The following is a 26,424-nucleotide window of genomic DNA, read 5'->3' on the forward strand; positions in this document are numbered from 1 at the left end:
AGGATTGATTAAGAACAAAAAGAACAGCATTCCCGCTTGTGCTACCCTTGCGGCTCTAGTGTAGGTCTTATTGCAAGGGGCTAACTGTCGCCGCTCGTCTTACGCCTACCACCGTCAAACAGGTATTGGTTAATGTCGGGTGCTGTTCTCTTTTTGTTCCATGCTATAACTATAAACTATAAAAAACCTAATGACTTATAGGATTTTTAAATAAATCGTAAAACTTTATTAAAACTTTGTTAATACGATTTTTCGTGAAGAATGCAGGAATAAATTGATTCCTGAGCGAAGGTTGCTTTGAGGTGAAAGGATGAATAATACATATCGAGTCTTACGGAGCAATACGGACTTCTTTGCTGCAGCATTGTGCCAGGCGCGAGTGTCAGTCTGGCATGTTCATGAGCGTGCAGAGCACTTAATTGATTGTGGTGGATCGGTGGAGGCTTATACAGAGGTGTCCGTCAAATTGGCGGGGAAGAGGTTTTTTAGGAACACATTCGAATTTAGGGTACAAAAATAGAGCAGTGGAGGCGTATGACCCTCACTGCTCTATCCTTTATTCCAATATAAACTCTACCACTGTACCATCTGGATATTCCTCCAGCTTGTTTCCTACCCAACTTCCGGCACCGCGATTGTCCGATGGACTTATGTATTCGATATCTGCGCCGGCTCCACCTTCTGCACACATTGCCATGGGCCACTCATCACGATCATATCCTTTCTTCGTGTCTATGCCTCTCAGCGACAGTTTGCGGTTCTCTTCTGCTCCGTCCCTGTCAATGGTGCATGTTGCGGGTTGTCCGCTCTCAATGGCGTTCTGGATGTGTTTAGCTGTCTCTGGATAACGATCAGCGGGGAAGATAAGTTCAATTGATTCGCTCGACACAACAGGTTTGTCAATAGGTGGTTCCTTCACCTGAGTGCATGCTGTGCATAATAGCAGCAACGTGACAGTAGATATTATTGCGTTTAGTATTCGTCTCATTTTATTCTCCTGGATACTTTTTGAGAGCTTCAATTGCAATCTCCTTTGGATCGCCTTGACCATCAGCGACTCGCATTAATGCCTCCTGCAACATATCAATCGTATCGCTCTTGAATTCATCGTCATCAATCATGTCTGTGTACTGTTTCAAAGTAAAGGTGACTTGGGTTTCATTCGACTCAAGCAACTCTCGTAAATCATTCCGTATTTCTTGCTTCCTTTTCACCACATAAGCCTTGTGTTCCTCCCACTCAATCCAATTAATATTCATCGATTTCACCTCTTGTATAAGTATATACTCCCGGAAGGTTGGGTTTCTGTCCTTTGGAAATTGCAAGATACCTGTTTATGTCATCTTCACCGAGCATCGTCAACAACTATAACAGGAGCATCCGGTTCATCTGCATCTGGATCGTTCGGATCACAATCAAAGTCGTCTACCGAGATAAAACAATGTTCTACCTCTCGCCAGGTTAAAGAATGCTTCATACAATCCTTAACAAATTCTGTGAATGGTACATTTGTAAGTTCTCTTATTCGGGCATAGTCAATTCCATTCTCTGTCTCGTAAACATCTTCAAAGAAAACACTGTTGAAAGACTCTTTAAATCCTTTGAGATAAACGCTCGTCGATGATTGGAAGATATCTAGACGTTTTACTGTGTACACCTCGTTGTGTTTTAACAATTTTGCAGCCTGTTCATACTCTCCTTCCCAACCTCCTCGGTTACAAAAACGAACCTTGGTTCCTTTTTTAGCATTAAATATATTCATATCAATTCGCCCCTATCTTACGATTATTTGATACGTGCGTACAACCCTGCATATAAAGCCCATCCATCTGTGCTAACTGCTTTTTCAACTTGACCATATGTAACATATTCGTAAGCACCACAACTATTACGAACCTCGATATGGTGAGCGTTGTTCAACTCCTTCTCCGATCCGTCCTCCAGTAGCATACCGACATAACCACCGTTTACAATCAGTGTGCCGGTTATGTATCCGTCCATAATGTTGATCGTATTTTTCAGACTATTGCTCAAGCTGTCCAATTACACTCACCCTCCAGTTACTGCCCTTAGGCTAAGATATGCGGTACATCAACAAAAAAAGAAGCACACGTTGTTGTGTGCTTCAAAGTATATAACATTGGAGATATGGTTACGCACCGTTTTCTCGCTGATGAATAACTGCCCTGCGATGTCACGCGTTGTTTTGTCCTGAACCAGTAATTCGAATACTTCGCGTTCACGGTGGGTTAACAAAAATTTGCTTTTATGATGATCGATACCCTTCAATGTTCACCCCTCCTTGCTCGGGTTGTGTTGGTGTAACAAGGTTAAGGGGATACAGTCAACTCATCTTATGTAAGGTCAAGGGCGTTGGTTCAGTTTTAGAAGAAAAATGGGCTGCATTTCGGATATGCTTTGTCCATATCCACCTGCATTCATCTGCCTATAACAAATATGCCTTTGCTTTTGGGTATACCCCCTCCGCAAAGGCACACTTGTTCATTTCACTGGTTTACCGAGTCATACGGTTCATCATACCGCCATCATTATGGTTACGATTCATTAAACCATCGTGGTTGCGGTTCATCACGCCATCACCCAGTATACCGTCTCGGTTATGGGTATCACCTGCGTTTGTTGGGAAAATACGTTCCACCATCGACTGGAACGTGTCAATCATGCCACTGACTGGCTTGCCGTTACGCAGATCCGCTGCATAGTTCTCGACCTGACCTACGAAATCCGGGTTAGCCGACACGTATACGTTCTCCACGTTTGGCGCAAACTGCTTGATTTTAGCTGAAATTTTACCTTTGATTTCCTCAGGCGTGTTGTCATCCGAACTATCCATCATACGTGGACGCTCACTTCTTGTGCCATACTGACTTTCGTTCATTGGACGGGCTTTTCCACTGTCCGTCAAACCGCGCATCATCCCGATTGTCCCCGTGCCCATCGTGCCGTAAATACCGCGGTCATTGCCCATGTGGCTGCGGTCTGTTGCTGTACCCGTATTCAGCCCCGGAGCAATTCCGCTTGTGCTGTATGGGGAATTCGTGCCCGTTCCGCCATGAACGCGCATACCACCCATATCCTCATTCATCAAGCCACCACGCATCGTATCGCTGGCGTAATTACGCATAGTTCCATTCAGACGGCTGCTTGGTTGACCTGTTGATTTGCTGCCCAGCTTGCCTGCATGCCCATTCGCCAGACGCACAGCAACATAAGCATTACGATCTGTTAACATGACATGAGCGGACTTGACTTCCTTCATCTCGGTAATGCGCTTCGCCAGATCATCACTTGATCTCAGGTCAGTCACATTATGCATTCGGTAACTTTTCGCACGGATACCATCCATACCGTTCGTTTCGACACCATAACGATTGATGCCGTGCGCTTGTTCACGAACACTTTGGGTATGCATGTTATTGTCTCTGTTCCCACAACCCGTCAAACCGGCCATTACAAAAATTGCAGTAGACAATGATAACGTAATCGCTGTTGCCTTTTTGACTGTTGGCATGTGATGTTCATCCTCCAATGTGGTTGGTTTGGTTCACATAGATAGGATGCGCGTCTGGCGTAATCGATATGCTGAAAGGATATGGCACTTTGATTTAACAAATGGCTCACTTTTATAGGTTTATGCAACTCAACTTAATGCACTTTCTCGGGCAAAATAAAAAAACAGTGCTGCATCTATAGCAACACTGCTGTTCTTAACTGACTTCACTTCCTAAGGGTGTCTGTGACATTGAACAAAATTTTAATTTTTTTTTGATGCAGCTGAATGTTTAGACACTTCAGTTTTCGTGGATTGTGTGGATTACTTTGCAGGCTCCGAAGACGCCGTGGATGTTTTGAGCTTTTCCGCATACTTCTCCACTTCTTTCAAGCTAGCCGCATCCAATCCATAAGCCCACTCCCCATCCGGGGTGATCACCCAGATGGTATCTGGCTCTGAAGAGGTCGTGAGCAAGCGATACACCCCCGTGACCGCCTTCCCGTTCACTTGTTGCTGGGCTGACAAAGTGGAGCGAGGAATGGCATTTTTCAAATCGGACGCCTTGCGAACGTCATCGACGGTAGTCAGATTTTTAATCTGGCTGCTCAAAGATATCGCATCTTCGGCCTTAATGGTCTTGCCATTTAAAGTCCAGGAATGTTCGGATGCCGTATCCCCTTCTGCCGATGCCTTCAACATCCAGCTCGATTCTTCGCCTTCCCATTCCAGCGTACGCACATTAGATTCATCCATATTAAATGGAGTTGTATCCAGCAGTTGGCGGCGTGTGAGAGCAATGTTGGCCACGGCATCATTTTTCACAGCGACCACTGCTCCCGAATTTACCTGAACGTAATGTGCATCCCCCGCAGGCAATTGGCTCCCAATAGCAAGCTTGAAATCACGCCCATCTTTCACTTTGATATCCAGACGTGTAGCCGCGGTGCCCAAGCCGTACTTTGCAACATCCTTTGGCGACTCTTCGACAACCATCTCCTGTTCAGCACTACTCACCGCATCAAGCCAGCTGCCAACACTGTATTCATTCAGCGGATAGTCTTTCGGATCAGTCATATGCCAGACGCCATCCTTTAATTCTAAAGTTGACACAGCATCTGAATCTGAATCTGTACCTGCACCTGCACCTTTACCTGTACCAGACTTATCTTCAGTCCCCTCATGCAGCGTAATGGCCTGAATATCTGCTGATGATATACCAAGAAGTTTGGCCTGCTCCGCCTCTTCTTCCCGAAAATAATTCTGATTGGCTGCATACACCCAGCCTGCAATCAATATAACAACAACCACCATCGTTGGTATTAACTTTTTCATACCCGTTTGCGCCTCCACCATAAGAGTACACCGATAATCACAAAGACAAGCGGGAATGCTACAATGGCTGCAAAAAATATCACTCTGGCCTGCTGACCATTCAGATACGCAATCTCATATCCTGCCTGTACGCGTGGACGAATCGTCAGACCGTCTTGTTTTTCACTCAAATAATTCACTGTATTCAAAATGAAATCCCGATTGCCGCCACTCGCAATTTCCGAATCCTGCATGAAAATGGACGACCCCAGAATGACGGCTTTGGGCTTGCCATCCTTCGTATCCGCGGCATAACCGAGTTCGACAGGGCCCTGGATGTCCACATCCTTGTCATTGTTCGTTTCATTTTGCAGCAAACCGCTAATATTTGTCTCTCCATAACTGTCATTCGAGGAATGCATTAATGGAGACAGCTTGTACTTGTCCTGCTCCTTGCTGGTTAGTGCAATCGACAGAGACAGCATCGGGTAAAGTTTGTTCTGAGCAAGCTTGTCTGTGATCGCATGACTTCCGTACTCAGGGGCAACCCACAGCGGGCCCATTGTACTGGCCTGTTTGTTATCCACCATAACCGCATGCTCATCAACTACGCCGTAGTCTGCGATCAACGCGTCGATATTTTTCCAACTGGATTTCATATCTTCTGCAAAACCGAGGGATAATAACAGCTTACCCCCATTGCTCATATAGGTCCGCACAGCCTTAAGCTCAGCGTCACTCAGATCACGCTGTGGCCCAATAATAGCGAGTACATCGGCATCATCAGGTACTTTACCAGCCTGGTTCAGTTGTAACTCCTCTGTTGTGACATTGTTCTGTTCCAGTGAAGAGCGCAGCGTTCCCATCTGATCCAGGCTTAGTTCTTCATGTCCGGTCAGGAACACCATTTTTTTCGTCTCCGTAGAGGAAAGGTTCATCAGTGCCTGTGTCAATTTCTCCTCACCCGTAAACTGGTAAGACCCATCGCTTCCGTCCCCGTTCGCAGTGAACAGGCTGGCAATATCGATGACCTTATGCCGGTCTCCCTGCTCCAGCACAATCGAACTGCCTGTGATCCCGTATTTGGAGGCAAGCGCTGGTTCCTGCGTCAAATTGTACTGTTTCATTTTCAGCTTGCTGTTGCGTTTGGTATACTCCAAGACCATATCCGCCACTTCGCGGTTCAGGACGGTATTGTTTGCATTTTCAACCGTTAATACGAGAATATTGACATCATCTTTGACATTTTTGATCGCCGTAAGTGACTGGTCAGATAATGTATATTGTTTATTCGAGGTCAGGTCGAGCTGGAAGCCGCCAAGCGAATTCAGGAACAGGGTCAGCAATATAAAGATGCCAATCACCGCGACGGACAAGACGGTACTGTTGGTATGACTTAACCATTTTTTCATCTTCTCACCTCCACCGCTTCCGTTCCACAATTTGAATGCTTAACAATAAAAACACACCCGTAAGTGTGACATAGTATAGAACATCCGGTCCGCTCAGCACACCTTTGGTAAAGTTGTCAAAGTGCTTCGTCAGCGCAAAGAGATCAAGCCATTTCTGTAGAGCGGAACCCGTATTACCTGCGAATGAATCAAGCATCCACAAAACGAGCAACATAATAAAACCCGCCACCGCAGACACCATCTGATGTTGAGACAACGTGGAGGCAAACAGTCCAATCGCCATCATGCTGGCGCCGAGGAAGAACAAACCAAGTGCAGATAACCAGACGGATGTCAGATCCAGCTTCCCGTAGAAAGACATGATGAACGGGTACACCAGACTGCACAGAATGAGCACGAGCAGAATGGCGAGTGAAGCCAAATATTTCCCAAAAATAATCTCGGTTACTCGTGTCGGTGAAGTCAGTAGCAACTCGTCTGTTCCCTGCCTGAACTCCTCCGCAACGAGTCGCATCGTTAACAATGGCACGACAAAAAGCAGCATGGACAACGTATCACCCAAGACAAGGCGGTAGTCCACAATGCTCGGCTGATAGTATACAAAGCTGGAGTAAAACAACAGACTCGTCATCAGCACGTATACGGCAAAAGCAAAATAAGAGGTTGGTGACAGGAAATACGCCTGCAGCTCCTTGTTACAGATCGCCATCATTCTTCTCATTTGCTTCCCTCCCCTGAATCCGGACGCTGGGTATGTTCTGTAGGTTCAGCTACATCCTCGATTCCGACAGGCTCGGACGTCGTTAACTTCAGGAATATCTGCTCTAGGCTCAAGTTCTCGCGTTTCATCTCCAGAATTGGCAAACCTGCACCCGATAACAGATAAAACAGCTCTTCTCGGAAATCCTCGGACGTTTTCCCGGTGAGTCTTACATGAACAGTAGAAGGTACGTGAGATGCTGTATCTGGTGTATCGGCTGTATCTAATACGGAACCTGCTTTATGATCTCCCCCTGCCAGATCACTTGCTGTTGCGTCCAAATTACCATCAGAGGATGAAGACAACGAAGACGCAGGCGATCTTGGAATAACTTCACTTTTTGCCTTCTCCCAAGGTTTCAACACCTGTAACAGTTGCTGCTCCGTTGCTTTGACTTCCAGGGACACTTTGAAACGATCTCCCATTGCGGACCCAAGTTCCTGCGGAGATGCATCGAGCACAAGTCTCCCTTGATTAATAATCAGCATTCGGTTACATAATGTGCTTACCTCAGGCAAAATATGCGTGCTAAGTAACACGGTATGGTTTTCACCCAGTTCCCGAATCAAATCCCGAATTTCGATAATTTGGTTCGGATCAAGTCCGGAGGTCGGTTCATCCAGCACCAGCAAATCTGGCTTATGTATGATCGCTCCTGCTAATCCCAGCCGCTGTTTATAACCTTTGGATAATCCGCGCACCATTTGTTTTTCCCTGCCCTGCAATCCCAGCCTGCTGACCATCTCACTAATCCGAAGTTTGACGTCACGCGCCGGAACATCCCTCAGATTGGCAACAAATTTAAGATACAACTGCACCGTCATATCCGGATAAAGCGGCGGCGTTTCGGGAAGATACCCGATCTTCGAGCGAACACTACGCCCCTGATCATGCACCGATACACCATCGACCAACACCGAGCCTTCACTGGGATGTAAGTACCCTGTAATCATTCGCATCGTCGTCGTTTTGCCAGCACCATTGGGTCCCAAAAATCCAACGATCTCGCCTCGCTCCATGGTGAAGTCCAATTGGTGCACACCGCGCTGGCCCTCGTACACTTTGCTCACCTGTCTCACTTCGAGCACGTCCTTCATCCTTTCCCGTTAAAATACCCATACAGCGCTATTAGACACAACATGGGAAGTTATTTGTATGATAGGAGATGTATGCTAACCTCAGCTTAAGATCACTTAAAATAAAGCTTAATTTTTTTTGTCTAAATTGTGAACTTTCAACATTATACCCACACCCCGCCCTTGTGTTATACGTAACATACAGTACAGGAGAATGAGCTCCTGACCATAAGTCAGAGGGTGAATCGTGTGAAAGTATTGTTCACGTTTTACGTTCCCAGCGGCGGTGTGGATACGCTTAACCGACTGCGAACCGCTGTATTGAAACGTCATGGCATAGAGGCTCATCTATTGTATCTGAATACAGGTTCAGGCTTGCAGAACAACAGCGATACTCGTATTTTCACCGCCTCCAGTGACCAGGATATACATCATCTGATCCATACCGAGCATTATGATGCTATTATTACCACTTCAGATATTGCCATGCCTGGCCGTTTGAGAGGTCTCGGTTACAAAGGTCGTATTATTTTTGAGGCACAAGGTCTCGGCACGCGGGAACAGGCACTGGATACGATTAAAATGGCTATCCCTTACCTTCGGGCTCATTGCGATGCCGCTGTATTGCCACCAACCGATCATCTGCTGGATATGTTCATTCATATCTGTCCATGGCTTCATCGTTTTGTCATTCCCAACATGCTGGACACAAACCACTTTGCCCCACTTGCTGTTGATACTCCGCCTTATCCCGTACTTGCGTGGGTCGGGCGTCTGGAGCATAACAAAAACTGGCGTGAATACCTCGAAATTTCCCGTGCGATTATTAAAAAGAAACCAAAAGCCAGACTGTGGCTCTTCCACGATCCCACCTTGGCTAATCCGGAAGATGAGGTCATGTTTCGGCATATGCTCGCCGAGTATGGATTACAAGATCGCATCGGGATCTTTGTGAACGTTCCCCACTCGGAGATGCCAACCTTCTACTCCATGGTTGCTGCTTCAGGGGGGATTATGTTATCCACTTCTTTACTCGAAGGTTTCGGTTATGCCGTAGCCGAAGCCATTAGCTGTGGTTGCCCTGTACTCAGTACAGATTCGGATGGCGTGCGTTCATTTATTACCCACAACAAAACGGGTAAATTCTATCCGATTGGCGATGTGCATGCCGCTGTAAACGAGGCAATGGATCTAATGAACAACAAGAAGCTTCGGGAATATATTCGTATCCAGGGAAGACAGCATCTGAGTATGTCCTTTTCACCCGACCGATACGCAGCCTCTTTCCGCGAAATGATGACGGCTTTGAGGATTTTCCATTGAGCGACCGAGTAACTTGAGCTAAGGATGATTTACACATACACTCCGATGACAGAATAACCATCCAATCGCTGTTATCCGCATATTTTATATCAAGAAATAAGTAGTCAAAAAGGCAGTCCAGAGAGCATACGCTTCTGGACTGCCTTCAATTTATTGCATACTGCCTTTTTCAGGCAGATACCTAATTAATGTCCCATCATCATTGCAGGGTCAGGACTATCTCCTGTCTGCAATTCCGGTTCCGGTTCAGCCATACGCTTCGGTTTGCGCAAAATCAGACTAAGCACACATCCGAACAAGGCAATACACGCCGCGAGGAAAAACGTATCATTGAATCCACTCACTAGTCCGTTTACGATATCCGCTTTCTCCGTACCCATTGTGTTGCTTGTCACACGAGAGGTAAGAAACCCCGTCAGGCCCGCTACCGCGAAGGATACAACGACCTGCTGCGCAGCGGCAGTCAATGGTGTCACACGGGCCACCAGTTTACGCGGTGCCGCATTCAGTACGTGTGTGTTCAGTGGCATCATGGACAAGCCCATACCAAATCCCATCATAAGTAGAGCCGTAATAATAAGACCAAGCCCTGTTGTTGCTGTAATGCTGGACAAAATAAACAATGCTCCTGAAATAATACCCAGACCGACAAAGGCCAGCGGTCTTGCTCCAATTTTGTCAAACAATCGGCCGCCCAGTGGCATGGAAATCCCGGAAGCCAGCGCTTGAGGGAGCAGGATCAGTCCTGTCTCCAATGCCGTGTATCCTTTGATCTGTTGCAAGTAGAGCGGGATCAGAATCATGGAGCCGAACAAAGCCACTTGGGCTACCCAAGCAAGGACAATACCTCTGGAGAAATCGGAAGAGGTAAATACCCGAAGCTCAAGCAATGGATTTTTTTGACGAAGCTCTACGATAATAAACAGGATAAGCGCTACTCCGCCAACAATAACGCCCGTAAGTGTTGTCGCAGACGTCCAGCTCGTCCCGCCTTCGCTTACACCGTAAGCCAGCATGGAGAAAGCAATCGGTGCAAGAATCATACCCAGCAAATCCAGAGCAGGTGTACGACCACGGTCGGTATCCGGTAAGAATCGAACACACAGAATGAAAGCTGCAATACCAATCGGCAGATTAATCAGGAAAATCCAGTGCCAGCTGACCGATTCAATAAACCAGCCGGACAATACTGGACCGAGCGCAGGAGCAAGCAGCATCGGAATACCGAGCATACCCATAATGGAACCTCTACGTTCTGGTGGTGCCAGACGAAACACCATAGCCATCCCGATTGGAGCAACCATCCCTCCGCCCAGTCCTTGAATGACACGAAATAAAATCAACTGCTCTGGTGATTGAGCAATCGAACACAAGACAGATCCAAGCGTAAACATGGCAATCGTGAATAAAAATACTCTTTTGGCCCCGAAACGGTCGGTCAGCCATCCTGCTAGTGGAATCACAGCGGACAAAGCCAGCGTATATCCTGTAACCGTCCATTGAATGGTTTTCAGGTCTGTCTCGAAGTACTGTACCAGATTTGGAATAGCTACGTTAACGACCGTGCTGTCCAGGATGACCATGATCATGCCGACGATAATCGATAGAAGCGGCAGGATAATCGTCTTGATTGAAAATTCTTCTGTCTCCTGTGGTACTGATGTTTGTTGTTTCACGCATTCACTCTCTTTTCCGGCGTCGCAATGGCATCAGGATGACCCGGCCTGCGGACTGCCTATAATGACGATTGTTCAAACCATCGTTTTAAATCATTGTTTTAAACTTTCGTTTTATACTGGTTTAATTGTAATGAAAATACCTTTGCTGTCAAGCTATTTTTCGAGGCACCATTTTATAAAAAAACGACAAAAAAGGACCAGGCCCTTTGCCTGCTCCTTATCGTTGTTTACACATTCAATCTGCAAGTTTGATCATTTGATGTTCTGACAATACGCCGATGAGCTTTCCTTCCCCACTGTAGCAATAAATTCGAATCACCAAATGATTCGGCTCTGAACTATTGCTTATCATTTTCAGTTCGCTAATTTCGCATGACACATTCAGATGATGAATGACATAACTATTCGCTGCTGCACCCGAGCCTGAACCTACATAGAACAAATATCGATACAGTTCTCCGTGATTACCCACTGCACCAACATATACATCGGTTCCTTCTTCATCCCCAATATAAGCAACCTCCACGTCTATATATCTCACAGGAATAGCTGTCTGAAGCAAATTCTCATGTAATTGAATGATATATGCCGCCATCTCTTATCCCTCCTGCGGAGCCTGAGTTCTTCGCCATCCCCCCTGTAGACAGGATATGTTTTTTCTCGTCCATCGGCATGTATAATCACCCAAATTTAAAGATTTGCAACGAAGGCCCGGCCTGAATCCCTGCATATTTCATAGAATAACAGGATAGGAGTTCGGCCTGCGCAGGCCGCGACAAGGAGGTCGTTATGAGAGTTCTGCTCGTTACGTATTGGGAACTTACACATATGGGAGGCATCTGGACATATATTAAACAGCTCGCCGACAGACTCGCTGCCCTTGGTGTAGAAGTAGATATCATGGGCACAAACAGCGCCAGAAATGAAGTATATGTCCGTAATCTCAATCGTTCATTCTCGAAAGACCTGGTATGGCCCATGCTGCAAGCCAAGCTTAATCCAACCGATCTGCCGCAATTCACGGCTGACTCACTGCTGGCCTATTACGAATTGAACAGATATGCTTTTGAAATGGCCGCATCCTATCTTGGTGTAGAGCATTATGACGTTATTCATGCACAAGACCCCGTTGCAGCTGTAGCGATCAAACGGATTATGAAGCGGAACATACCGCTTGTTACAAGTTACCATGGAGCTCTCGCTCGGGAAGCGTTCTACGATGAGCAAAATTCCAACCCACAGTTAACACTATCTGCCTATTTGCAATCCAAACGCGGACGTTATTTTCTCTCACTTGAGCAGCGAAGCGCAGCGCAGTCCGAGCTAATACTCGTGTCGAGTCACTGGATTAAAAGCACGGTGACTGAACTTGGCTTGCCAGAGTCCAAATTTAGACAGATTCCGTATGCCGTCGATCTGCCAGCTTATCGTAAAGCAGCTGCTTCCAAATTCCCTCACCGTGCACCTGCGGGTAAAAAGGTCATTGCTTTTACTGGAAGACTGGAATATATCAAAGGAGTACATGTACTAATCAAGGCGCTCGCTAACCTGAAGACAATACGTTCGGATTGGGTATGCTGGATTGCTGGAGAAGGCAATCTGCGAGATGAATTGCTTGGTCAAGCTTCCGAGGCTGGTATTGCTGCAGATATCGTATTCTGGGGCAAACTGGACAACATTCCTTCCTTCCTCAAGCATGCAGATATCTATGTACAACCCAGCCTTCAGGATACACAGCCCTTTTCCGTTACCGAAGCACAACTTGCAGGAGTACCCGTTATCGTCAGCGGTACAGCAGGCATGCCCGAAATGGTCGAACCGGGGCACACCGGGTGGGTCGTTCCCACGCAGGATGCCGATTCACTCAGCGAGCTACTGCATGCGCTGCTTGAAGATGATGCAACTCGCAAAAAGGTAGGTGCCGCCGCCAAATCCTGGGCTGAACAACATCGTTCTCTGGAAGAAATGGGACTGCGTACGCTGCATGTGTATCAAGAAGCCATCTATAGAGGAGGACTCCGGTCATGACCCTGCTTGTTCCAAGCGATCTGTATAATCGCTGGTTTTCGGTTCCCGTCTCCACGCCTCACATTGAGGTGGACTATGAGATCATGAACACCCTGATGCAAAAACTTCCGAAAGGATATGTATTTCCCGATCCGGTATCCATGGCTATTCTGAATGAAAAGGACTAAAAGATTAAGGTCCGGTATCCTCTTTCAAGGCTAATGTGCAAGCATCTACACAAAGAAGCCACAGATCTAAATCTGCAGCTTCTTTTTTTATACTCTACTCATACTTCAACACTTTTTCTAATTAGTGCTCTATCTTTATGCTATTCTACTTTATACTTTCTTCTCTCTTTTTCTCGAATCATCCCTGCATTCTTCCATCGAGCCCCCTTAATCGGATGCCAACTTCGAATACATATACAGATCATTAAACGTGTCCCTCGAACCTGGTTCTGCTCCACTTCCTGCTCTCTCGTAACCTCTCAGGTTTCCTTCCCGCACGAAGTCCAGCTTCTCCAGCAGTTTAATAGAGCTCACGTTACGAGGATCAACTTTTGCCTCAATCCGATTGAGTTGCAATGCAGAGAAGCCATGAGTTAATAGAGCAGAAACAGCCTCCATTGCATATCCTCTACCCCAGTAGGCTTTGGCCAGATCGTACCCGATCTCGGCTCTAGCTTGTTCACCATCAAGGTAGTTATAACCGCATGAGCCCATAATTGTGCCTGACTCCCTTTCCATGATGGAGAACCGGATGGCCTGTTTTTTCTCAGCCAGATCGGCGAGCAACTGAATCATCTCTAGCGCTTGTTTTTCATCCGAGAACGGGGAAATATTCATAAACCTGGCGACCTCTGGGTCAGACCATACCCGAAAGAGCTCAGTCGAGTCAGATGCTTTCATTTGACGTAAATGTAGTCTGGGCGTGTGTAATTCAGTAATCAATACGTTAACCTCCATTATGATTAGTTATTAGTCTGGTTATCCAATATTGATATCTGCGCATAATTCAGTCCCTTCTATGTACAAGTCACCGTTCATTATACAGGAATTTCGCTATCTCATCCCTCTCCAAAAAAGAGCGGCACCCTGCAGCATTTTCACACTGCTACTCAGGCGTTCGCTCCCCATGTTCCGTATTTCAGCTACTCATCCTGCTGACCCATGTTGCTCTGCTAGATAGACCTGCAATCGCAATCATCCATCATTTCCAATACCCACCAACGTGCAGCAAGTTCAGCAGGATTGGACGATGTTTCTCCTGAACACGTTCCATCTCCGCGACCAGTTCCTTGAAATGACGTTTCGTTCCCATCGACTCGTGCAGACGGTAACACATTAGAGGTTCATTGAAATAAAACAGCTCATACAGCGGGAACAGCCTCAGCCACATCTCATAATCATGCGTATACCGAAAATCCGTGTCGAACACCCCGAAGCGCTCAAACGCCTCCATCTCCACCATTACCGTACATCCATTAATCGGGCATCCTTCCATCAGTACCTGCAGCATCTCCAGACGGCTTCCCACCTCAGGCTGTACCGTGTCCAGCCATTCACCATGTTCATTGATGTAATGATATGCCCCATGACAGAACGACGCTTTGACATCAAGCATAAACTTCAACTGTTTTTCCACCCGGTTCAGCAACATCACATCATCCGAGCTGAGCCAGACAAAATAGTCCCCTGTTGCATGTTTGATACCTTCGTTGAGCGCGGTCGCTGTGCCGCCATTCTCTTTGCGAATGTACTGAATCTCATCCATAAACGGTTGCAACCGCTCCACATGTTTGGTCGATCCATCATCCACCACGATCACCTCAATATGCGGATACGTCTGGTGAAGGGCACTGTGAACGGCCTGCTCGATATATGGACAATTATAAAAAGGAATCACGATCGAAACCTTCGGCTCCATCCGGGCATCCCCTTCCTCCTCAAATCTCTGCAAACTCTTGCGTCTCCTCTAGTATATGAAGGTTTCAACCAACCGTATCGGGCATTCACAGCAGGGTGAACGTACATTTTGCGAGCGTATCGCAGAACCATCACAGCCTCAGGCATTTTCATACACATAGAGCTTATGATCATGCATTTATCCCTTTCCATAGCCTTTCTCTCTCTTACAAAAGGCTGCGCCAAAGAGGCCGCTAATCAGCACGCAGCGCGGCTTCATAACGGCCTCCTTCGCTACCCGCCAAGCGCAGCAATACGCTGCATTAACGGTTCGCGATACCTTGACCAGACCATGGACGCTTCTCTGCCAATCACGTCCGCATGACGCACCGATCCCATCCCCCCATGCCAGCGATAAGCCGTAAGCGGCTCATTCAGGTACGGGAAGCGATGACCATTAAGCAGTATCCGCATCCAGAGATCCAGATCATGCGTATAAGGCAACAGTTCATCAAACAGCCCTACACCGCTAAACAGATCCTTACGGATCATGACCGTACATCCGTTGACCGGATTACCGCCATTAAAACGGCGTAAACAATCCAGCTCAGACATCGGCTCAGGCCCGCCATGCATTTTGGTAACCGCCGAATGTTCATTGATATAGTGAAAATTGGTATGCGAGACCAAAACATTTTCACGTTGCATGAATTCAAGCTGGTAACGAATTTTGTCAGGATAAAAGAAATCATCCGAGCTCAGCCAAGCCACATAATCACCCGAGGCATGCCGAATGCCGTGGTTCAGTGCGGAGGCGGTGCCGCCGTTGCTTTTGCCAAGTACATTAATCCGTGGCAGATAAGGCTGGAGCAGCTCCGCATGTCTTGTGGAGCCGTCGTCGACAACAATGATCTCCACCTCAGCATACGTCTGATCCAGCGCACTTTGAATCGCCATCGGCACGTAAGGACAATTGTAGAACGGAATCACAATGGATACACGCGGATTCATCCTGTCGTCCTCCCTTGCTGGGTACGAACATCACTCAAAATATCGCGCAGCGATGTCTCAAATGAGATCTGCGGTTGCCAGCCCAATTTGCGCAGTTCCAACATTTCCTCCTGTTTCCCTGCTCCATCCGGCCCAGATGAAGTACCATCCCAGCGGATCGGTACTTTGGCTTCTGTCATTGACAACAGCAGATCAGCGATCTCGCCAAGGCTCCGTTCCACCCCGGACACCACCGGATACACTGTACCGCTGGTGCCATGTACCAGTAAGGCAGCATACGCGCGAACCGCGTCCCGTACATCTAGAAAATCACGTGTATTATCTCGCCCGGATAGTCGAAACGCTTCTGTTTTGCCCGTCTGCTCACAAGCAACCACATGGCGGGCAAGCAGAGAGCAGATGCCTGTAGAGGGTCCGGCACCAATCAGATTGCCCGGTTCGGCTAGCATGATCTGCTGACCGAACAGGGACATCCAAGACAGCGACACCATCTCTTCCAGCGCTTTGCTCAAGCTGTAAGGATGAGGTGGCTGAGGTATGCGCCCAGGTTCAGGTGTATACTTAAGCCTGGAGCCTACAATCACCGTCCGCGCCTTCGGACATATGCGTAGAGCATCCAGAAGGTACAGCACCGCCATCACGTTTGTTTCGAGCACTAACAGTGGATCAGCCCAGGAATCCGGCACCGAGTTTTTGCCGGCGAGATGTAGCACATAATCCGGCTCAATCTCCTGAATCAGTTCACGAACTTGATCCTTATTATTGAGATCACAGACATGTACATCCACGTTTTTACCAAACGAATACACATCCGGCCGCCTTACAACAGCCACAACATCCGCACCGGCTCCTTGAAAATAGGTTACAGCATGTCGTCCTGTAAAACCGGAGGCGCCTGTAATCAGTACTTTTTTGCCCGTCAGCTCTGCTCCATCCATAATGCCAGCTCCTTCAGCATAGTTGAATAGTCCGGCAGGTTTGTCTTCACATCCTCACGGGTGGATACCAGCGTGCGATCCTGTACCATGCTATCATCCGGTATAATCTTCACATCCTGTTTGTTCCAGACCTGCTGGAACAGAACAAGCAGATCATGTTTGCTGACTGGTTCAGGATGAGCAAGATGGATCAGGCCACTGACTGGAGAATCCAGATAATGGTCTACCCATTTGGCAAGCTCAAGCGTGGTTACGCCATTCCAGAAGACACGAGTATACCCGCCAACCTCACCTGTGCTGGACATAAACCACTGCATCAGACCGATACCACCCTGCCGGATTTCAGGTCCAATAATGGAAGTCCGTATCGTCAAATGTCCTTCATCCTGTATTTCACCGAGTGCTTTCGTAATCGCATAGGAGGACGTGCCGTCTGTCACATCATCCTCCCGATATGCCCCGCGATCTCCGCTGAACACACAATCTGTGCTGATATGGATTAGACGTGCACCGATGGAATCGGCCATCCGCCGCAGACGATGCGGCAGAAAACCGTTGATATGATAGGCGCCAATCTTATCCTCATCCGCGAAGCTGTTCAGCACACCAACCGCGTTAATGACGACGTCCGGGTGCACCGCTTCTACAAGCCTGTCGACCATGAAGCTGTCATTCACATCCAGGATCAAACCATTCGGGTCAGTCACGTCCCGCGTGGTGTAGAAGACGCTGTGCACACCTTGACGGCGGAAATAGTCGACCAGAATATGGCCGGCCATTCCGTTTCCCCCAAGAATCAGCAGCTTCATGATAGAAACCCTCCGCGCTTCAGAATTTCACGAATCTCCTCTTTGGTCATGAGTTGGTGCTCAGAACTAAAGCTGCTGTATGGCACCGGTGGGCAGTTGGTGTAATGCTCACGCAATCCTGGAATGCCGAGCGTAGGCAAAATGACCAGATACTGTTCGTCGTAGACAACCGTCGTCATGCTCTCGAATTCACTCATCAGAATTTCATGGATTTTCTCACCCGGACGAACGCCGCGTTCTACAATCGCTACGTTTTCCACACCGGAATCTTCAATGAGAACCTCGGCAAGATCGACAATCTTGCATGTTGGCATCGTCATGACAAAGATTTCGCCGCCAACACTTTCTACCGAAGCTTTGAACAGTAGTTTAATCGCGTCCTTGAGTGTAAGGAAGAACCGGGTCATGCCCATATCTGTAATGGATACCTGACCTTTTTGGCGAATCTGGTTTTTGAACAGATGCACAACACTGCCGTTCGTACCAAGCACATTGCCGCCCCGTACCGTGACAAACTTCGTATCACTATGAAGCAGGTTCGCATAAACAATCAATTTCTCACCAATCGCCTTGGTCATTCCATAGAAGTTCGAAGGATTGGCCGCTTTGTCGGTCGAAATATAAATGACTTTTTTCACTTTATTTTCAATTGCCGCTTCGATGACATTCTGTGTGCCGATCACGTTTGTTTTGAGTGCTTCATAAGGCTGGTCTTCACATACCGGTACATGCTTGAGTGCTGCCAGATGGAAAACATAGTCCACATGCTGGCAGGCTGCCGTCAAGGCATCTTTGTCACGAATATCACCAATGCGGAAATGAAGGCGCGGGTCTTCAAAATCACGGCTCATCGCTACCTGGCTGGACTCGTTGCGAGAGTACACAATAATTTCTTTTGGCTGCTGAGGCAACAGTTGAGCGACAAGCTCATACCCCCATGATCCCGTACCGCCAGTCACGAGTATACGCTTATTTTCAAACATGTATTTTCCCTCCAAGCAGAAATTTGACCACTTTACTGGACACATCTGTTGCCTTGTAACCTTGCGGACAATCCCAGTCATTTGGCAGTTTGGTCATCACGTTCACACAATCCGCTATTCTCGCGGCATCCAGGCCGGAGACCACATTGCTGCCACAGTCTACCGTTTCGGGACGTTCTGTCGTGCGACGCATCGTTACGGTAGGCACCCCCATAATGCAGCATTCCTCCTGAACTGTCCCGCTGTCTGTGAGCGCACAGCGTGCATGTCGCTCCAACATGACAAAGTCAAAAAATCCAAACGGCTCATGGAATTCCACCAGCGGATGCATCTCCAGCTGCAGATGTTCGGCAATGCGAATCGCTGTTCGCGGATGAATGCTGCATATCACGCGTTGCCCATGTTCCTCCGCGACTTGATTCAGCCCTTGCATAATCTCCAGTAGATGAGGAGGGTGATCGACATTTTCAGCCCGATGAGCGGTAACGAGAAAATATTGTCCGGGCTTCAGCTTGAGCTTCTTCAAAATTTTGCTGGCATTGACCTGTGGAGCGTAATGTTCCATCACCTCGTAGATCGGATTGCCCGTAAGCACAATGCGGCGGCTGGGCACACCTTCACTGACAAGATGTTTTTTGCTTTGTTCGGTGTAAGGCATATTAATGGTCGAGATTGCATCAATCACGCGTCGGTTTTTCTCCTCCGGCACATCCAGATCGAAGCAGCGATTGCCAGCCTCCATATGAATTACCGGGATGCCCATACGTTCAGCAAGTACCGCACACAAAGCGCTATTGGTGTCTCCAAGCAGGAGCAATTTGTCAGGTTTCTCCTGCAGAATCAAATCTTCCATCTGAGTAAACATGGAGGACAGCTGTCGCCCCAATGAGGCGGCTTCATCCTGAAGAACGTAATCCGGGGCACGCAGACCCATTTCCTTGAAAAAAAGACCGCTGAGACTTTCTGTGAAGTTCTGTCCCGTGTGCACCAGAATATGTTTGGACGCATACTGGTCCAGCTTGGAAATGATCAGGCTGAGTCGAATAATCTCAGGTCTCGTACCCAGCACCGTCATGATCTTCATCGTCATCCCTGCCTTCTGTCGTGTGTTAGAAACCCCTTTTCTTGTATTAAAGTCCCTCTCTTTTAACGTGCATTATGAACCTTGTCTATTACCGTGACTTGGAACCTTTGCGTGCTGTCCGCCTACGTCGTTTGTTCCTGGAAGAGCGTCTGCGAGTGGACAAATTCAAGGCAGATGTGTGCCGCCTTTTCACTTTACGAGTACGGGCCGTACGGCTCTTTTTCCCGGTCCGGATCGTTCGTTTCAGCTCTTTGAGCTTGCGGCGGGAAGCGGGAACCTTTCTTCTACGACGGCGTTTACCTACATGAATTTCTGGCTCAGTCCGTTGATCCTCTTCGCGGGGTTTCCCGCCTCCCTCCCCCTGTTGTGTTACGGTTACTGGAGGTAACGAAGAACGAGGAAGAAGCTGTACAATACTCTCTGGAAGCAACAACGTTCGAATAAGGGATGGATCGGGATTCAGTACTGTACGCAGCCCACCTTCTCCCCACGCCAGCACCGGACCGCTCGGTGGCTGGATATACGTGAACCATCCGGGAAAACGCAATAACCACTGTGTGACCATCGTATGCAATTTCACTCGGTAGGTTTCGATTCCGTACAGCTTTTCCGCTTCTGTCCGGTTACGCCATCCGGTATCGGAAGCAAGCTCGGAATCATTCAGCAACGTCGTAGCCAACGTAACGAGTGCATCACTATCACCGGGCGGAGCCAGAAATGCACCGCTGCCTACGGATTCCATTAATTCACTGAGGCCACCCTGGGCAAAAGCGATGACTGGTTTGGCAAAATAAAGCCCCTCCAGCGCAGTCATGCCGAAGCCTTCTTTTACCATGCTGGGAATAACCACGATATCCATTGCGGAGTAGGCCAACGATACATTTTCCTCAAACGTGGTAAACGTAAAGCGCCTTGCATACCCGGATCGTTTCACCTGGTAAACACATTCGTCGTAATACTTTTTGTCTGCGGGTGCGCCAATGATCCAGAAGCGACAACGTGAATGGGTCTCACACAGCTTCAGCGCCATATCAACAAAGGGCTTTAAACCTTTGGCATCATATATAAAGGAAGAAATATAACCGATACAAGTATGCGAAGACTTGAATCTAAGCTCCTTACGTTTTCGCTCACGCAGATGAAGCCAGCGGTCCGGTGCAGGCAGAGCAGGCTCCCATGTTGGAGGAATAATCGTCACCCTGTCACTCATACCTGCTTGTTTGAACGGTAACGCTGCCGTCTCGGAAATCCCGATAATCCAGTCTGCATAGCGGCCAATCATCTGGATCGCTTCGGGTGTATGCTCATTCGTTTGAATAATCTCGGTTATTTTCCAAATAACTGGAATTCCGAGTGATTTTGCCGCTACAGCGGGCATGACATTCACGCAGGTATTGGTCAAAACCATATCTGGCTCGTGACTGCGAATCAGCCAGAGCGCATCCTGAAATGCTGGGGTGTGCCGCAGATGTTCCGCATCTTGTGCAATTCCCTGATACGGTGTATACACACCGTGAAGCATCGGCAAATTACATATATGAACCTGGATGCCAAACCTTCGTGCGAGTCCGGTAAGTTTCCCCTCCTGCGGCGCAACAAGCACACATTCAAAGATCGTGCCAATCTCTATCATAAAATGAAGCAAAAGCTTCTCCGCCCCTGTAATACTGCGGGTATTACACACATGGGAAAACAGCATCAGTTTTGGTTTCATTGCCATGGCCGCACACGGACCCCGTATAAAACAGACGAGCAGATACGGGGTACTGTGCACACCTCCTCCTGGCCGAGATTAAGGGAATATAATGCTTAACATCTCATTGATTCTTCGGTCATACGTGTGATCTTTTAACGTCCGTTCAAGCCCACGCAGGGCAATCTCACGCCGCTCTTTCTCATGTGCAAGGTAATAATCGACCTTCTCAAGCATCTCTTGCGGTGAAGAATACGTTTCGATCTCTACCCCTGGTTTATAGAAACGAGCCAGATCGTCGCGTGCATCGGTTAACTGCAATGTTGTGCTGGCGGCAATCTCGAACGTTCTCGGGTTTGGTGAGGCTGGCGAAATTTTGATCTGATTATTGTTGACTGAATCATCTTCATGGGAGCGATGCAGATTGATAACGATTTTGGTGCCGTTGTAAACATCATTGGTTTCTTGAGGACTCATCCAGCGACCCAGCTCAATTTTCTCGCCATAAGCCGTATAGTCAGGCAGTCGATCCCACCAGATGCCGTTAAAGACGGTATTATGCGACATGAGCTGAGGCATAATCGGGTTAAAGAAATACACGCGGTTCCAGTATGCCGAGCCGATAAAACTGATATCTCTTTTCAGAGGGGAAGGGGTTGTAATTGGGAAGTAGTGGTTCGTAAAAGCGGCAAAAGGCATATAATGCACGGATGCACAGCCATGCTGGCGATACAGTTCTACACAATTCAGCTCCAGTGTGAAGACATGGTCATAATGCTTCACAATCTCTAGTGTCATGTCCGTATAATACGGATCATCCGTAAGCCAGATCGCTGTCTGAATGCCCGCTTGGCGTATAGCATCGATCTGCTCGATAGGGATATCCATCCCGTCCAGCACAAGCACCAGGTCAGGACGGGTTTCCAGCGCAACTTGAGAGACCGGCTGGCGTGGATCAGACAGCGTCACCTGAGCAACCATACCCTGAAGCGTAGACATAATTGCTTCATCCAGAGGAGAGTAAGGGAAGCCTTTACCCGAAGAAACATAGAGCACATGAAGTTGCCGGAAAGGCAGCGGCTCCTGAGCACAATTTACAATATAGTTGGCACGGCCCCGCAGATACCCTTCTTCTTTGCCTGCGTCAAATCCGGCCTGCCGTCCATTTTTACGAGCCTGATCTGCCAGGCTGAGTATAGGTGGTTGATGAACCTTTCTGGTTTTACGGTGTTTGATAGACATACCGCCACTCCTTTTTATTTGGGATAACGTCGCTTCCTGAGGTTGCCCTTCCACAGAAGGGACACTACAGATGTCCTAACAACTCGGTAATGCGGCGGTTAAACGTATGACGATTCATCGTTGTGAGCAGACCTCTCCAAGCGAGGGCCTGGCGCTCTTCTTCATGATTCAAATAATAGTGGATCTTGTGCTGCAATTCTGCCGCAGAGGAGAATGTTTCAATGTCATACCCTGGCTGATAATAACGGGGCAAATCTCCGCGAGTATCGGTGATCTGCATCGTGCCACAGGCACCGATCTCATAGGTACGCGGATTGATCGATCGCCCCTGTAGATGGTGGGTATTTCGATTATCCTCACCATTCTCACAGGTTCGGTGTACGTTAATCACGATTTTGGCACCGTTGTAATAGTCAACCGTTGCCTCCGGGTCAATCCATCCCTCGTGAATGAACTGCCCCAGTACATCCAGCCGTGCCAGCCGATTCCACTGACTTCCGGCAATGAACACTTTTTTATCTGCAAGGTAAGGCGCAAGCTGATTAAACAGATCAATCCGGTTCCAAAATCCAGTGCCAATAAAACAAATATCATACTGATATTGCGGCTCTGTGCGGCGCGGATGATACATGCCTGGATTTACAGCCAGCGGCATGTAAATGACCCGCCGTGCTCCTTGGTTTGTGTAGAAGGGCACGGCAGCCTCTTCATGAGTGAACACGATGTCGTAGTGCTGACAGATGGTCGCCGTATCCTCCGTGAAATAGGGATCATCGACAAACCACACGGCCGTCCGAATCCCCAGTACACGTATTCCCTTCACCTGCTCCAGGTGATCCTCGGGAAATACGTGCAGACCGTTCATCACCAGAACAACATCAGGCCGGTGCTGACTGGCTTCTTGCAACATCGCTGCTGGCGATCCAACAACGCATTCTCGAACCGACTGTTGCAGTGCCAGAATGACACCCTGATCAATGGCATCGAATCCCTGCGGGATATATAGTACCTTCATGTCCCGCAGGGTCGGTTCGAACGGTTGCACCCGCTCCATGATGGCCTGACAGCCGCCAAACCTGCGGCCTTCTGCATACCCGCCGCGGTAGGCCGCCTCCGCTTCCGTCAGCGGGCGGTGTCTTCGTTTTGCCACATTCTTCACCCTGTCTTCCTTCAAGGAGATCTCATTCCTGATCTCCACGAGATTGGTCTTCCCTCTAAAGGATATGCCTCGGGGTCAGATGCATCATGGACGGGTGTCCTGCAAGGCTCAAAATTGGCGTCTGCCCTCCATGTTCGCCTGCACGGGCATGTCCGCTACTGTGGTCATGCAAAGAGCCCGGAGGGATCTGTCCCTCCGGGCTGTAGCCTTAGCCTGTATGTTCGCCATAAGCAATCATCGAGATTTGGTTGTCATTCGCTGTTTTATTGAACCGAAATATCCGAATCATCTGTATCCTTTATAGCATTGTCAATATCAGCTGTGTCATGAACGGCTACATCCATTACTGCGCTTTGTATGCCAGTTGATGTCCGTCCTCGAATCCCTTGGCGAAACCCGCGTTGAATCCCTCGTTGTACGCCTCGTTGTATCCCTGGCTGTACGCGCTGTCCGGGTTTGGATCGGTAGGGGTAACCGGGACGACAGGTCCAACGAGTTGCTTGTTCCGGTGCCTCTGCACCGCACGTTTCTTTTTTTTCAGCCACGCACTACGTCCTTTGCCAGTACGTTTGTGAAGGACACGTTTGGATTTCAGCGCACGCAGCTTGCGGATTTTGCGCAAGCGTGCACCACGAGCTAATAAAGCACGTTTGGATTTCAATCTAGACTTCTTTTTTAACATATCAGCATTCCTCCTGTAGGTCCCCAGCGGTACGAACGACACATCCAGGGTTTTTGAGCCAAGGCAGACCTGGCTCCCCATGGCGAATTCGGGTCAGCCTGATCCCCGTGATCATACGAGACATCTCTTCCTGATAACGACTAAGCAGACGTATATTTTCCGCTAGACTGCGGGCGGATATTTCCGAATGAGAGGATACACTGGCTACACTGTCCAAAATGCGGGCGAGCGCCTGCTGGCTGTGTGCAATCGATTCGATGAGCGCCAGTTTGACCTCCTGTTCACGCTGCAACAGACTCATTTTCCCAGATCTCCGAGATCCATGCCGCCAAACATGCCCCCGTCCATTCCGCCGCCATCTTCGCTGTCACTCTGGACCATCACAGCTTTAAGGTTGTTGCACAGCCCCGTTTCCATGCGCGTTAATCCTTCCAGCAACTCCACCAGTTGCTCATGCATTTTAAGCGGTTCACCAACCTGATCGCCATGAGTTAAAAAGCTGTCCCCGTTCAGATGATTCAGCGTCCAATTCCGTACCTTCTCCGCCTCAATGGCTTTGGCCTCCAAAATCAACGCAATGTTCCACTGCATTTTGGCTGCAGCATCCAGCATTAGAATGAGACTTTGTTCTCTGCTCATGTTTCCTCACCCGCCTTCCGGGCTTATTCTTCCTCTTGTACTGCGATCTCCCGCATAACCTGGGTCAGCGTCTCAGCCACAGCTTCTTCCAGATCAGCAAGCCCTCCCAGGTAGGAGATAATGCTTTTGTTAATCTGTCCCGAGCTGTCCAGCAAACCTTCAACCCCATCCAGTTCCGGCTCGTTATCCGGCAAATGGTGAATGATCTCCGACATGCGAACAGCGACTTGACGTTTGGCATCCAATACCCGTGCAATCTGCTGGTGGGAATGCGCGATATGGTTAATAATTTCATCGATTTTACTCTGCATGGTGCTCCTCCTTTCGGTTAAGGCCTGCTTCACCCAACGAAAAAAACCGGCCTATCAGCATTTGCCTGCTACAGCATATGCCGGGCCGGGAGCGTCAGTTACTCCAGCTTGCGCCTATATCGTTAATTTACACAATCCCCATATATCAGATTCCTTAGCTCCCGGATGCCCTCAAATGACATAACTTCAGTCACAAAAGTAACAGCGGAGGAAATGGCCGGGGGAAATCTTCTATTCATAAGCAAAAAAGCCACTCCCCTGAACTGCACAGGAAAATGGCTTTGTTCTTGAATTTGGTCATTCATAGTTGTACTTCTAAGTAGTATTCATAGTTGTATTTTAATATTGTTTACTGCTTGCTATCTGCGACTTGCCCATTTGATTTTACGTGCCACTTCTACTCGCTGTAGTTGCAAAACGCCAACACGTTCTTCAAACTTCTTGCGTTCATCCACAGAATGAGCGGCGTGGATCTGATGACACAGACCTGTTAGTTTGCTGTTGATGTAATCGAATCTCATCCATAATTCTTCTTCAGGAGTATGTTGCTGCTCCGGTGCCGTTTGAAATATTTTGAGTTGCTGGATAAGGGACTGGCGCCATTCCTGATCTTGAATTTGGATGGCAAAATGCAAAAGATCCAGATAATCATCGATTTGCAACGATATGTCGCAATCAGGTTTAGTCTTCATCGTCGTCTCTCCTTATTTCAATGCTTGGCTGGAATCAGTCACCTCCTATTTTACAGGAACAAGCCCATGGAAAGCGAGTACCGAAGGACATAATTTTGGAAAAAAATTTGTTTTTTTTCGCTGAAAAGGGCTTTACTTTTCCATAATGATCATTTTCATCCCTTTTGAGGACATATGTCATCAGATTCATAATAA

The 26,424-nt window shown here is 48.1% G+C and carries 30 protein-coding genes; 3 read left to right on the forward strand and 27 right to left on the reverse strand.

What is annotated here, in order from left to right:
- Window positions 1-556: 556 nt before the first annotated feature.
- The 10 genes from ABIE27_RS23090 to ABIE27_RS23135 form a co-directional block, all read right to left on the reverse strand.
- A complete protein-coding gene (locus ABIE27_RS23090) occupies window positions 557-988 on the reverse strand; it encodes a hypothetical protein (RefSeq protein WP_429351608.1) in 432 nt (143 codons plus the stop codon).
- Window position 989: 1 nt separating this feature from the next.
- Window positions 990-1,259, reverse strand: coding sequence for a hypothetical protein (locus ABIE27_RS23095; protein ID WP_429351609.1), 270 nt, complete (start codon window positions 1,257-1,259; stop codon window positions 990-992).
- 86 nt (window positions 1,260-1,345) lie between these two features.
- Complete coding sequence (locus tag ABIE27_RS23100; RefSeq protein WP_429351610.1) at window positions 1,346-1,762, reverse strand: hypothetical protein; 417 nt, start codon at window positions 1,760-1,762, stop codon at window positions 1,346-1,348.
- Between the two features lie 23 nt (window positions 1,763-1,785).
- A complete protein-coding gene (locus ABIE27_RS23105; RefSeq protein ID WP_429351611.1) occupies window positions 1,786-2,043 on the reverse strand; it encodes a hypothetical protein in 258 nt (85 codons plus the stop codon).
- A gap of 48 nt (window positions 2,044-2,091) precedes the next feature.
- Complete coding sequence (locus ABIE27_RS23110; protein WP_429351612.1) at window positions 2,092-2,289, reverse strand: helix-turn-helix domain-containing protein; 198 nt, start codon at window positions 2,287-2,289, stop codon at window positions 2,092-2,094.
- A 226-nt stretch (window positions 2,290-2,515) separates the two neighbouring features.
- The gene (locus ABIE27_RS23115; RefSeq protein ID WP_429351613.1) at window positions 2,516-3,532 is read right to left on the reverse strand and encodes a YhcN/YlaJ family sporulation lipoprotein; all 1,017 of its coding nucleotides are present in this window, start codon (window positions 3,530-3,532) and stop codon (window positions 2,516-2,518) included.
- Window positions 3,533-3,835: 303 nt separating this feature from the next.
- Complete coding sequence (locus ABIE27_RS23120) at window positions 3,836-4,846, reverse strand: DUF4340 domain-containing protein (protein WP_429351614.1); 1,011 nt, start codon at window positions 4,844-4,846, stop codon at window positions 3,836-3,838.
- On the reverse strand, window positions 4,843-6,237 hold the full coding sequence (locus tag ABIE27_RS23125) for a GldG family protein (protein WP_429351615.1): 1,395 nt from the start codon (window positions 6,235-6,237) through the stop codon (window positions 4,843-4,845). Before ABIE27_RS23125 ends, ABIE27_RS23120 begins: the two co-directional genes overlap by 4 nt.
- A gap of 4 nt (window positions 6,238-6,241) precedes the next feature.
- Complete coding sequence (locus ABIE27_RS23130) at window positions 6,242-6,958, reverse strand: ABC transporter permease subunit (protein ID WP_429351616.1); 717 nt, start codon at window positions 6,956-6,958, stop codon at window positions 6,242-6,244.
- Window positions 6,955-8,085, reverse strand: a complete 1,131-nt coding sequence (locus ABIE27_RS23135) for an ABC transporter ATP-binding protein (protein WP_429351617.1) — start codon at window positions 8,083-8,085, stop codon at window positions 6,955-6,957. The genes ABIE27_RS23130 and ABIE27_RS23135 overlap by 4 nt, the downstream gene beginning before the upstream one ends.
- Window positions 8,086-8,322: 237 nt before the next feature.
- On the opposite strand from ABIE27_RS23135, the gene ABIE27_RS23140 reads away from it, so the two are divergent.
- A complete protein-coding gene (locus ABIE27_RS23140; RefSeq protein ID WP_240036875.1) occupies window positions 8,323-9,396 on the forward strand; it encodes a glycosyltransferase family 4 protein in 1,074 nt (357 codons plus the stop codon).
- Between the two features lie 185 nt (window positions 9,397-9,581).
- On the opposite strand, the gene ABIE27_RS23145 is transcribed toward ABIE27_RS23140, so the two are convergent.
- Window positions 9,582-11,072: a DHA2 family efflux MFS transporter permease subunit gene (locus ABIE27_RS23145; RefSeq protein WP_123064625.1), complete on the reverse strand. Its 1,491-nt coding sequence runs from the start codon at window positions 11,070-11,072 to the stop codon at window positions 9,582-9,584.
- Between the two features lie 238 nt (window positions 11,073-11,310).
- Window positions 11,311-11,670 carry a hypothetical protein gene (locus ABIE27_RS23150; protein ID WP_429351618.1) on the reverse strand — a complete coding sequence of 120 codons (360 nt, stop codon included), beginning with the start codon at window positions 11,668-11,670 and terminating at the stop codon, window positions 11,311-11,313.
- A gap of 194 nt (window positions 11,671-11,864) precedes the next feature.
- Between ABIE27_RS23150 and ABIE27_RS23155 the strand changes: the two genes are divergently transcribed.
- Both ABIE27_RS23155 and ABIE27_RS23160 read left to right on the forward strand, forming a co-directional pair.
- Entirely contained in the window at window positions 11,865-13,103 is a 1,239-nt protein-coding gene (locus tag ABIE27_RS23155) for a glycosyltransferase family 4 protein (RefSeq protein WP_429351619.1), read from the forward strand.
- The gene (locus tag ABIE27_RS23160) at window positions 13,100-13,270 is read left to right on the forward strand and encodes a hypothetical protein (protein WP_429351620.1); all 171 of its coding nucleotides are present in this window, start codon (window positions 13,100-13,102) and stop codon (window positions 13,268-13,270) included. Before ABIE27_RS23155 ends, ABIE27_RS23160 begins: the two co-directional genes overlap by 4 nt.
- A 207-nt stretch (window positions 13,271-13,477) precedes the next feature.
- On the opposite strand, the gene ABIE27_RS23165 is transcribed toward ABIE27_RS23160, so the two are convergent.
- From ABIE27_RS23165 to ABIE27_RS23235, 15 genes are all read right to left on the reverse strand, one after another.
- Window positions 13,478-14,032 carry a GNAT family N-acetyltransferase gene (locus tag ABIE27_RS23165; RefSeq protein ID WP_429351621.1) on the reverse strand — a complete coding sequence of 185 codons (555 nt, stop codon included), beginning with the start codon at window positions 14,030-14,032 and terminating at the stop codon, window positions 13,478-13,480.
- A 259-nt stretch (window positions 14,033-14,291) separates the two neighbouring features.
- Window positions 14,292-15,041: a glycosyltransferase gene (locus ABIE27_RS23170; protein WP_429351622.1), complete on the reverse strand. Its 750-nt coding sequence runs from the start codon at window positions 15,039-15,041 to the stop codon at window positions 14,292-14,294.
- Between the two features lie 239 nt (window positions 15,042-15,280).
- Window positions 15,281-15,997, reverse strand: a complete 717-nt coding sequence (locus ABIE27_RS23175; RefSeq protein WP_123064629.1) for a glycosyltransferase — start codon at window positions 15,995-15,997, stop codon at window positions 15,281-15,283.
- Complete coding sequence (locus tag ABIE27_RS23180; RefSeq protein WP_123064630.1) at window positions 15,994-16,935, reverse strand: NAD-dependent epimerase/dehydratase family protein; 942 nt, start codon at window positions 16,933-16,935, stop codon at window positions 15,994-15,996. Before ABIE27_RS23180 ends, ABIE27_RS23175 begins: the two co-directional genes overlap by 4 nt.
- Window positions 16,917-17,744, reverse strand: a complete 828-nt coding sequence (locus ABIE27_RS23185) for a dTDP-4-dehydrorhamnose reductase family protein (protein ID WP_123064631.1) — start codon at window positions 17,742-17,744, stop codon at window positions 16,917-16,919. The genes ABIE27_RS23180 and ABIE27_RS23185 overlap by 19 nt, the downstream gene beginning before the upstream one ends.
- Window positions 17,741-18,727, reverse strand: a complete 987-nt coding sequence (locus ABIE27_RS23190) for a polysaccharide biosynthesis protein (protein ID WP_090919276.1) — start codon at window positions 18,725-18,727, stop codon at window positions 17,741-17,743. Before ABIE27_RS23190 ends, ABIE27_RS23185 begins: the two co-directional genes overlap by 4 nt.
- Entirely contained in the window at window positions 18,720-19,811 is a 1,092-nt protein-coding gene (gene wecB / locus ABIE27_RS23195; protein ID WP_123064758.1) for a non-hydrolyzing UDP-N-acetylglucosamine 2-epimerase, read from the reverse strand. Before wecB ends, ABIE27_RS23190 begins: the two co-directional genes overlap by 8 nt.
- An 88-nt stretch (window positions 19,812-19,899) precedes the next feature.
- On the reverse strand, window positions 19,900-21,531 hold the full coding sequence (locus ABIE27_RS23200; RefSeq protein WP_429351623.1) for a glycosyltransferase family 4 protein: 1,632 nt from the start codon (window positions 21,529-21,531) through the stop codon (window positions 19,900-19,902).
- Between the two features lie 72 nt (window positions 21,532-21,603).
- Window positions 21,604-22,746 carry a CgeB family protein gene (locus ABIE27_RS23205; RefSeq protein ID WP_240036852.1) on the reverse strand — a complete coding sequence of 381 codons (1,143 nt, stop codon included), beginning with the start codon at window positions 22,744-22,746 and terminating at the stop codon, window positions 21,604-21,606.
- Window positions 22,747-22,810: 64 nt separating this feature from the next.
- Complete coding sequence (locus ABIE27_RS23210; RefSeq protein ID WP_429351624.1) at window positions 22,811-23,905, reverse strand: CgeB family protein; 1,095 nt, start codon at window positions 23,903-23,905, stop codon at window positions 22,811-22,813.
- A 343-nt stretch (window positions 23,906-24,248) separates the two neighbouring features.
- Complete coding sequence (locus tag ABIE27_RS23215; RefSeq protein WP_123064632.1) at window positions 24,249-24,587, reverse strand: hypothetical protein; 339 nt, start codon at window positions 24,585-24,587, stop codon at window positions 24,249-24,251.
- A gap of 1 nt (window position 24,588) precedes the next feature.
- Window positions 24,589-24,888, reverse strand: a complete 300-nt coding sequence (locus ABIE27_RS23220) for a hypothetical protein (RefSeq protein WP_123064633.1) — start codon at window positions 24,886-24,888, stop codon at window positions 24,589-24,591.
- Window positions 24,885-25,226, reverse strand: coding sequence for a restriction endonuclease subunit S (locus ABIE27_RS23225; protein WP_123064634.1), 342 nt, complete (start codon window positions 25,224-25,226; stop codon window positions 24,885-24,887). Before ABIE27_RS23225 ends, ABIE27_RS23220 begins: the two co-directional genes overlap by 4 nt.
- Window positions 25,227-25,249: 23 nt before the next feature.
- Window positions 25,250-25,537, reverse strand: a complete 288-nt coding sequence (locus ABIE27_RS23230; protein WP_090919291.1) for a nucleoside-diphosphate sugar epimerase — start codon at window positions 25,535-25,537, stop codon at window positions 25,250-25,252.
- Window positions 25,538-25,896: 359 nt separating this feature from the next.
- Entirely contained in the window at window positions 25,897-26,229 is a 333-nt protein-coding gene (locus tag ABIE27_RS23235) for a hypothetical protein (RefSeq protein ID WP_090919294.1), read from the reverse strand.
- Between the last annotated feature and the right edge of the window lie 195 nt (window positions 26,230-26,424).

Origin of the sequence: Paenibacillus sp. 4624, from assembly GCF_050435065.1 — a bacterium.
Classification (GTDB): Bacteria; Bacillota; Bacilli; order Paenibacillales; family Paenibacillaceae; genus Paenibacillus; species Paenibacillus amylolyticus_D.

Excerpts from the sequence above, each read along its gene's own strand:
- ABIE27_RS23090 (WP_429351608.1), bottom strand. The coding sequence starts at position 988 with ATGAGACGAATACTAAACGCAATAATATCTACTGTCACGTTGCTGCTA.
- ABIE27_RS23095 (WP_429351609.1), bottom strand. The coding sequence starts at position 1,259 with ATGAATATTAATTGGATTGAGTGGGAGGAACACAAGGCTTATGTGGTG.
- ABIE27_RS23100 (WP_429351610.1), bottom strand. The coding sequence starts at position 1,762 with ATGAATATATTTAATGCTAAAAAAGGAACCAAGGTTCGTTTTTGTAAC.
- ABIE27_RS23115 (WP_429351613.1), bottom strand. The coding sequence starts at position 3,532 with ATGCCAACAGTCAAAAAGGCAACAGCGATTACGTTATCATTGTCTACT.
- ABIE27_RS23120 (WP_429351614.1), bottom strand. The coding sequence starts at position 4,846 with ATGAAAAAGTTAATACCAACGATGGTGGTTGTTGTTATATTGATTGCA.
- ABIE27_RS23125 (WP_429351615.1), bottom strand. The coding sequence starts at position 6,237 with ATGAAAAAATGGTTAAGTCATACCAACAGTACCGTCTTGTCCGTCGCG.
- ABIE27_RS23130 (WP_429351616.1), bottom strand. The coding sequence starts at position 6,958 with ATGAGAAGAATGATGGCGATCTGTAACAAGGAGCTGCAGGCGTATTTC.
- ABIE27_RS23150 (WP_429351618.1), bottom strand. The coding sequence starts at position 11,670 with ATGGCGGCATATATCATTCAATTACATGAGAATTTGCTTCAGACAGCT.
- ABIE27_RS23155 (WP_429351619.1), top strand. The coding sequence starts at position 11,865 with ATGAGAGTTCTGCTCGTTACGTATTGGGAACTTACACATATGGGAGGC.
- ABIE27_RS23160 (WP_429351620.1), top strand. The coding sequence starts at position 13,100 with ATGACCCTGCTTGTTCCAAGCGATCTGTATAATCGCTGGTTTTCGGTT.
- ABIE27_RS23175 (WP_123064629.1), bottom strand. The coding sequence starts at position 15,997 with ATGAATCCGCGTGTATCCATTGTGATTCCGTTCTACAATTGTCCTTAC.
- ABIE27_RS23180 (WP_123064630.1), bottom strand. The coding sequence starts at position 16,935 with ATGGATGGAGCAGAGCTGACGGGCAAAAAAGTACTGATTACAGGCGCC.
- ABIE27_RS23185 (WP_123064631.1), bottom strand. The coding sequence starts at position 17,744 with ATGAAGCTGCTGATTCTTGGGGGAAACGGAATGGCCGGCCATATTCTG.
- ABIE27_RS23190 (WP_090919276.1), bottom strand. The coding sequence starts at position 18,727 with ATGTTTGAAAATAAGCGTATACTCGTGACTGGCGGTACGGGATCATGG.
- wecB (WP_123064758.1), bottom strand. The coding sequence starts at position 19,811 with ATGAAGATCATGACGGTGCTGGGTACGAGACCTGAGATTATTCGACTC.
- ABIE27_RS23200 (WP_429351623.1), bottom strand. The coding sequence starts at position 21,531 with ATGGCAATGAAACCAAAACTGATGCTGTTTTCCCATGTGTGTAATACC.
- ABIE27_RS23205 (WP_240036852.1), bottom strand. The coding sequence starts at position 22,746 with ATGTCTATCAAACACCGTAAAACCAGAAAGGTTCATCAACCACCTATA.
- ABIE27_RS23215 (WP_123064632.1), bottom strand. The coding sequence starts at position 24,587 with ATGTTAAAAAAGAAGTCTAGATTGAAATCCAAACGTGCTTTATTAGCT.
- ABIE27_RS23220 (WP_123064633.1), bottom strand. The coding sequence starts at position 24,888 with ATGAGTCTGTTGCAGCGTGAACAGGAGGTCAAACTGGCGCTCATCGAA.
- ABIE27_RS23225 (WP_123064634.1), bottom strand. The coding sequence starts at position 25,226 with ATGAGCAGAGAACAAAGTCTCATTCTAATGCTGGATGCTGCAGCCAAA.
- ABIE27_RS23230 (WP_090919291.1), bottom strand. The coding sequence starts at position 25,537 with ATGCAGAGTAAAATCGATGAAATTATTAACCATATCGCGCATTCCCAC.
- ABIE27_RS23235 (WP_090919294.1), bottom strand. The coding sequence starts at position 26,229 with ATGAAGACTAAACCTGATTGCGACATATCGTTGCAAATCGATGATTAT.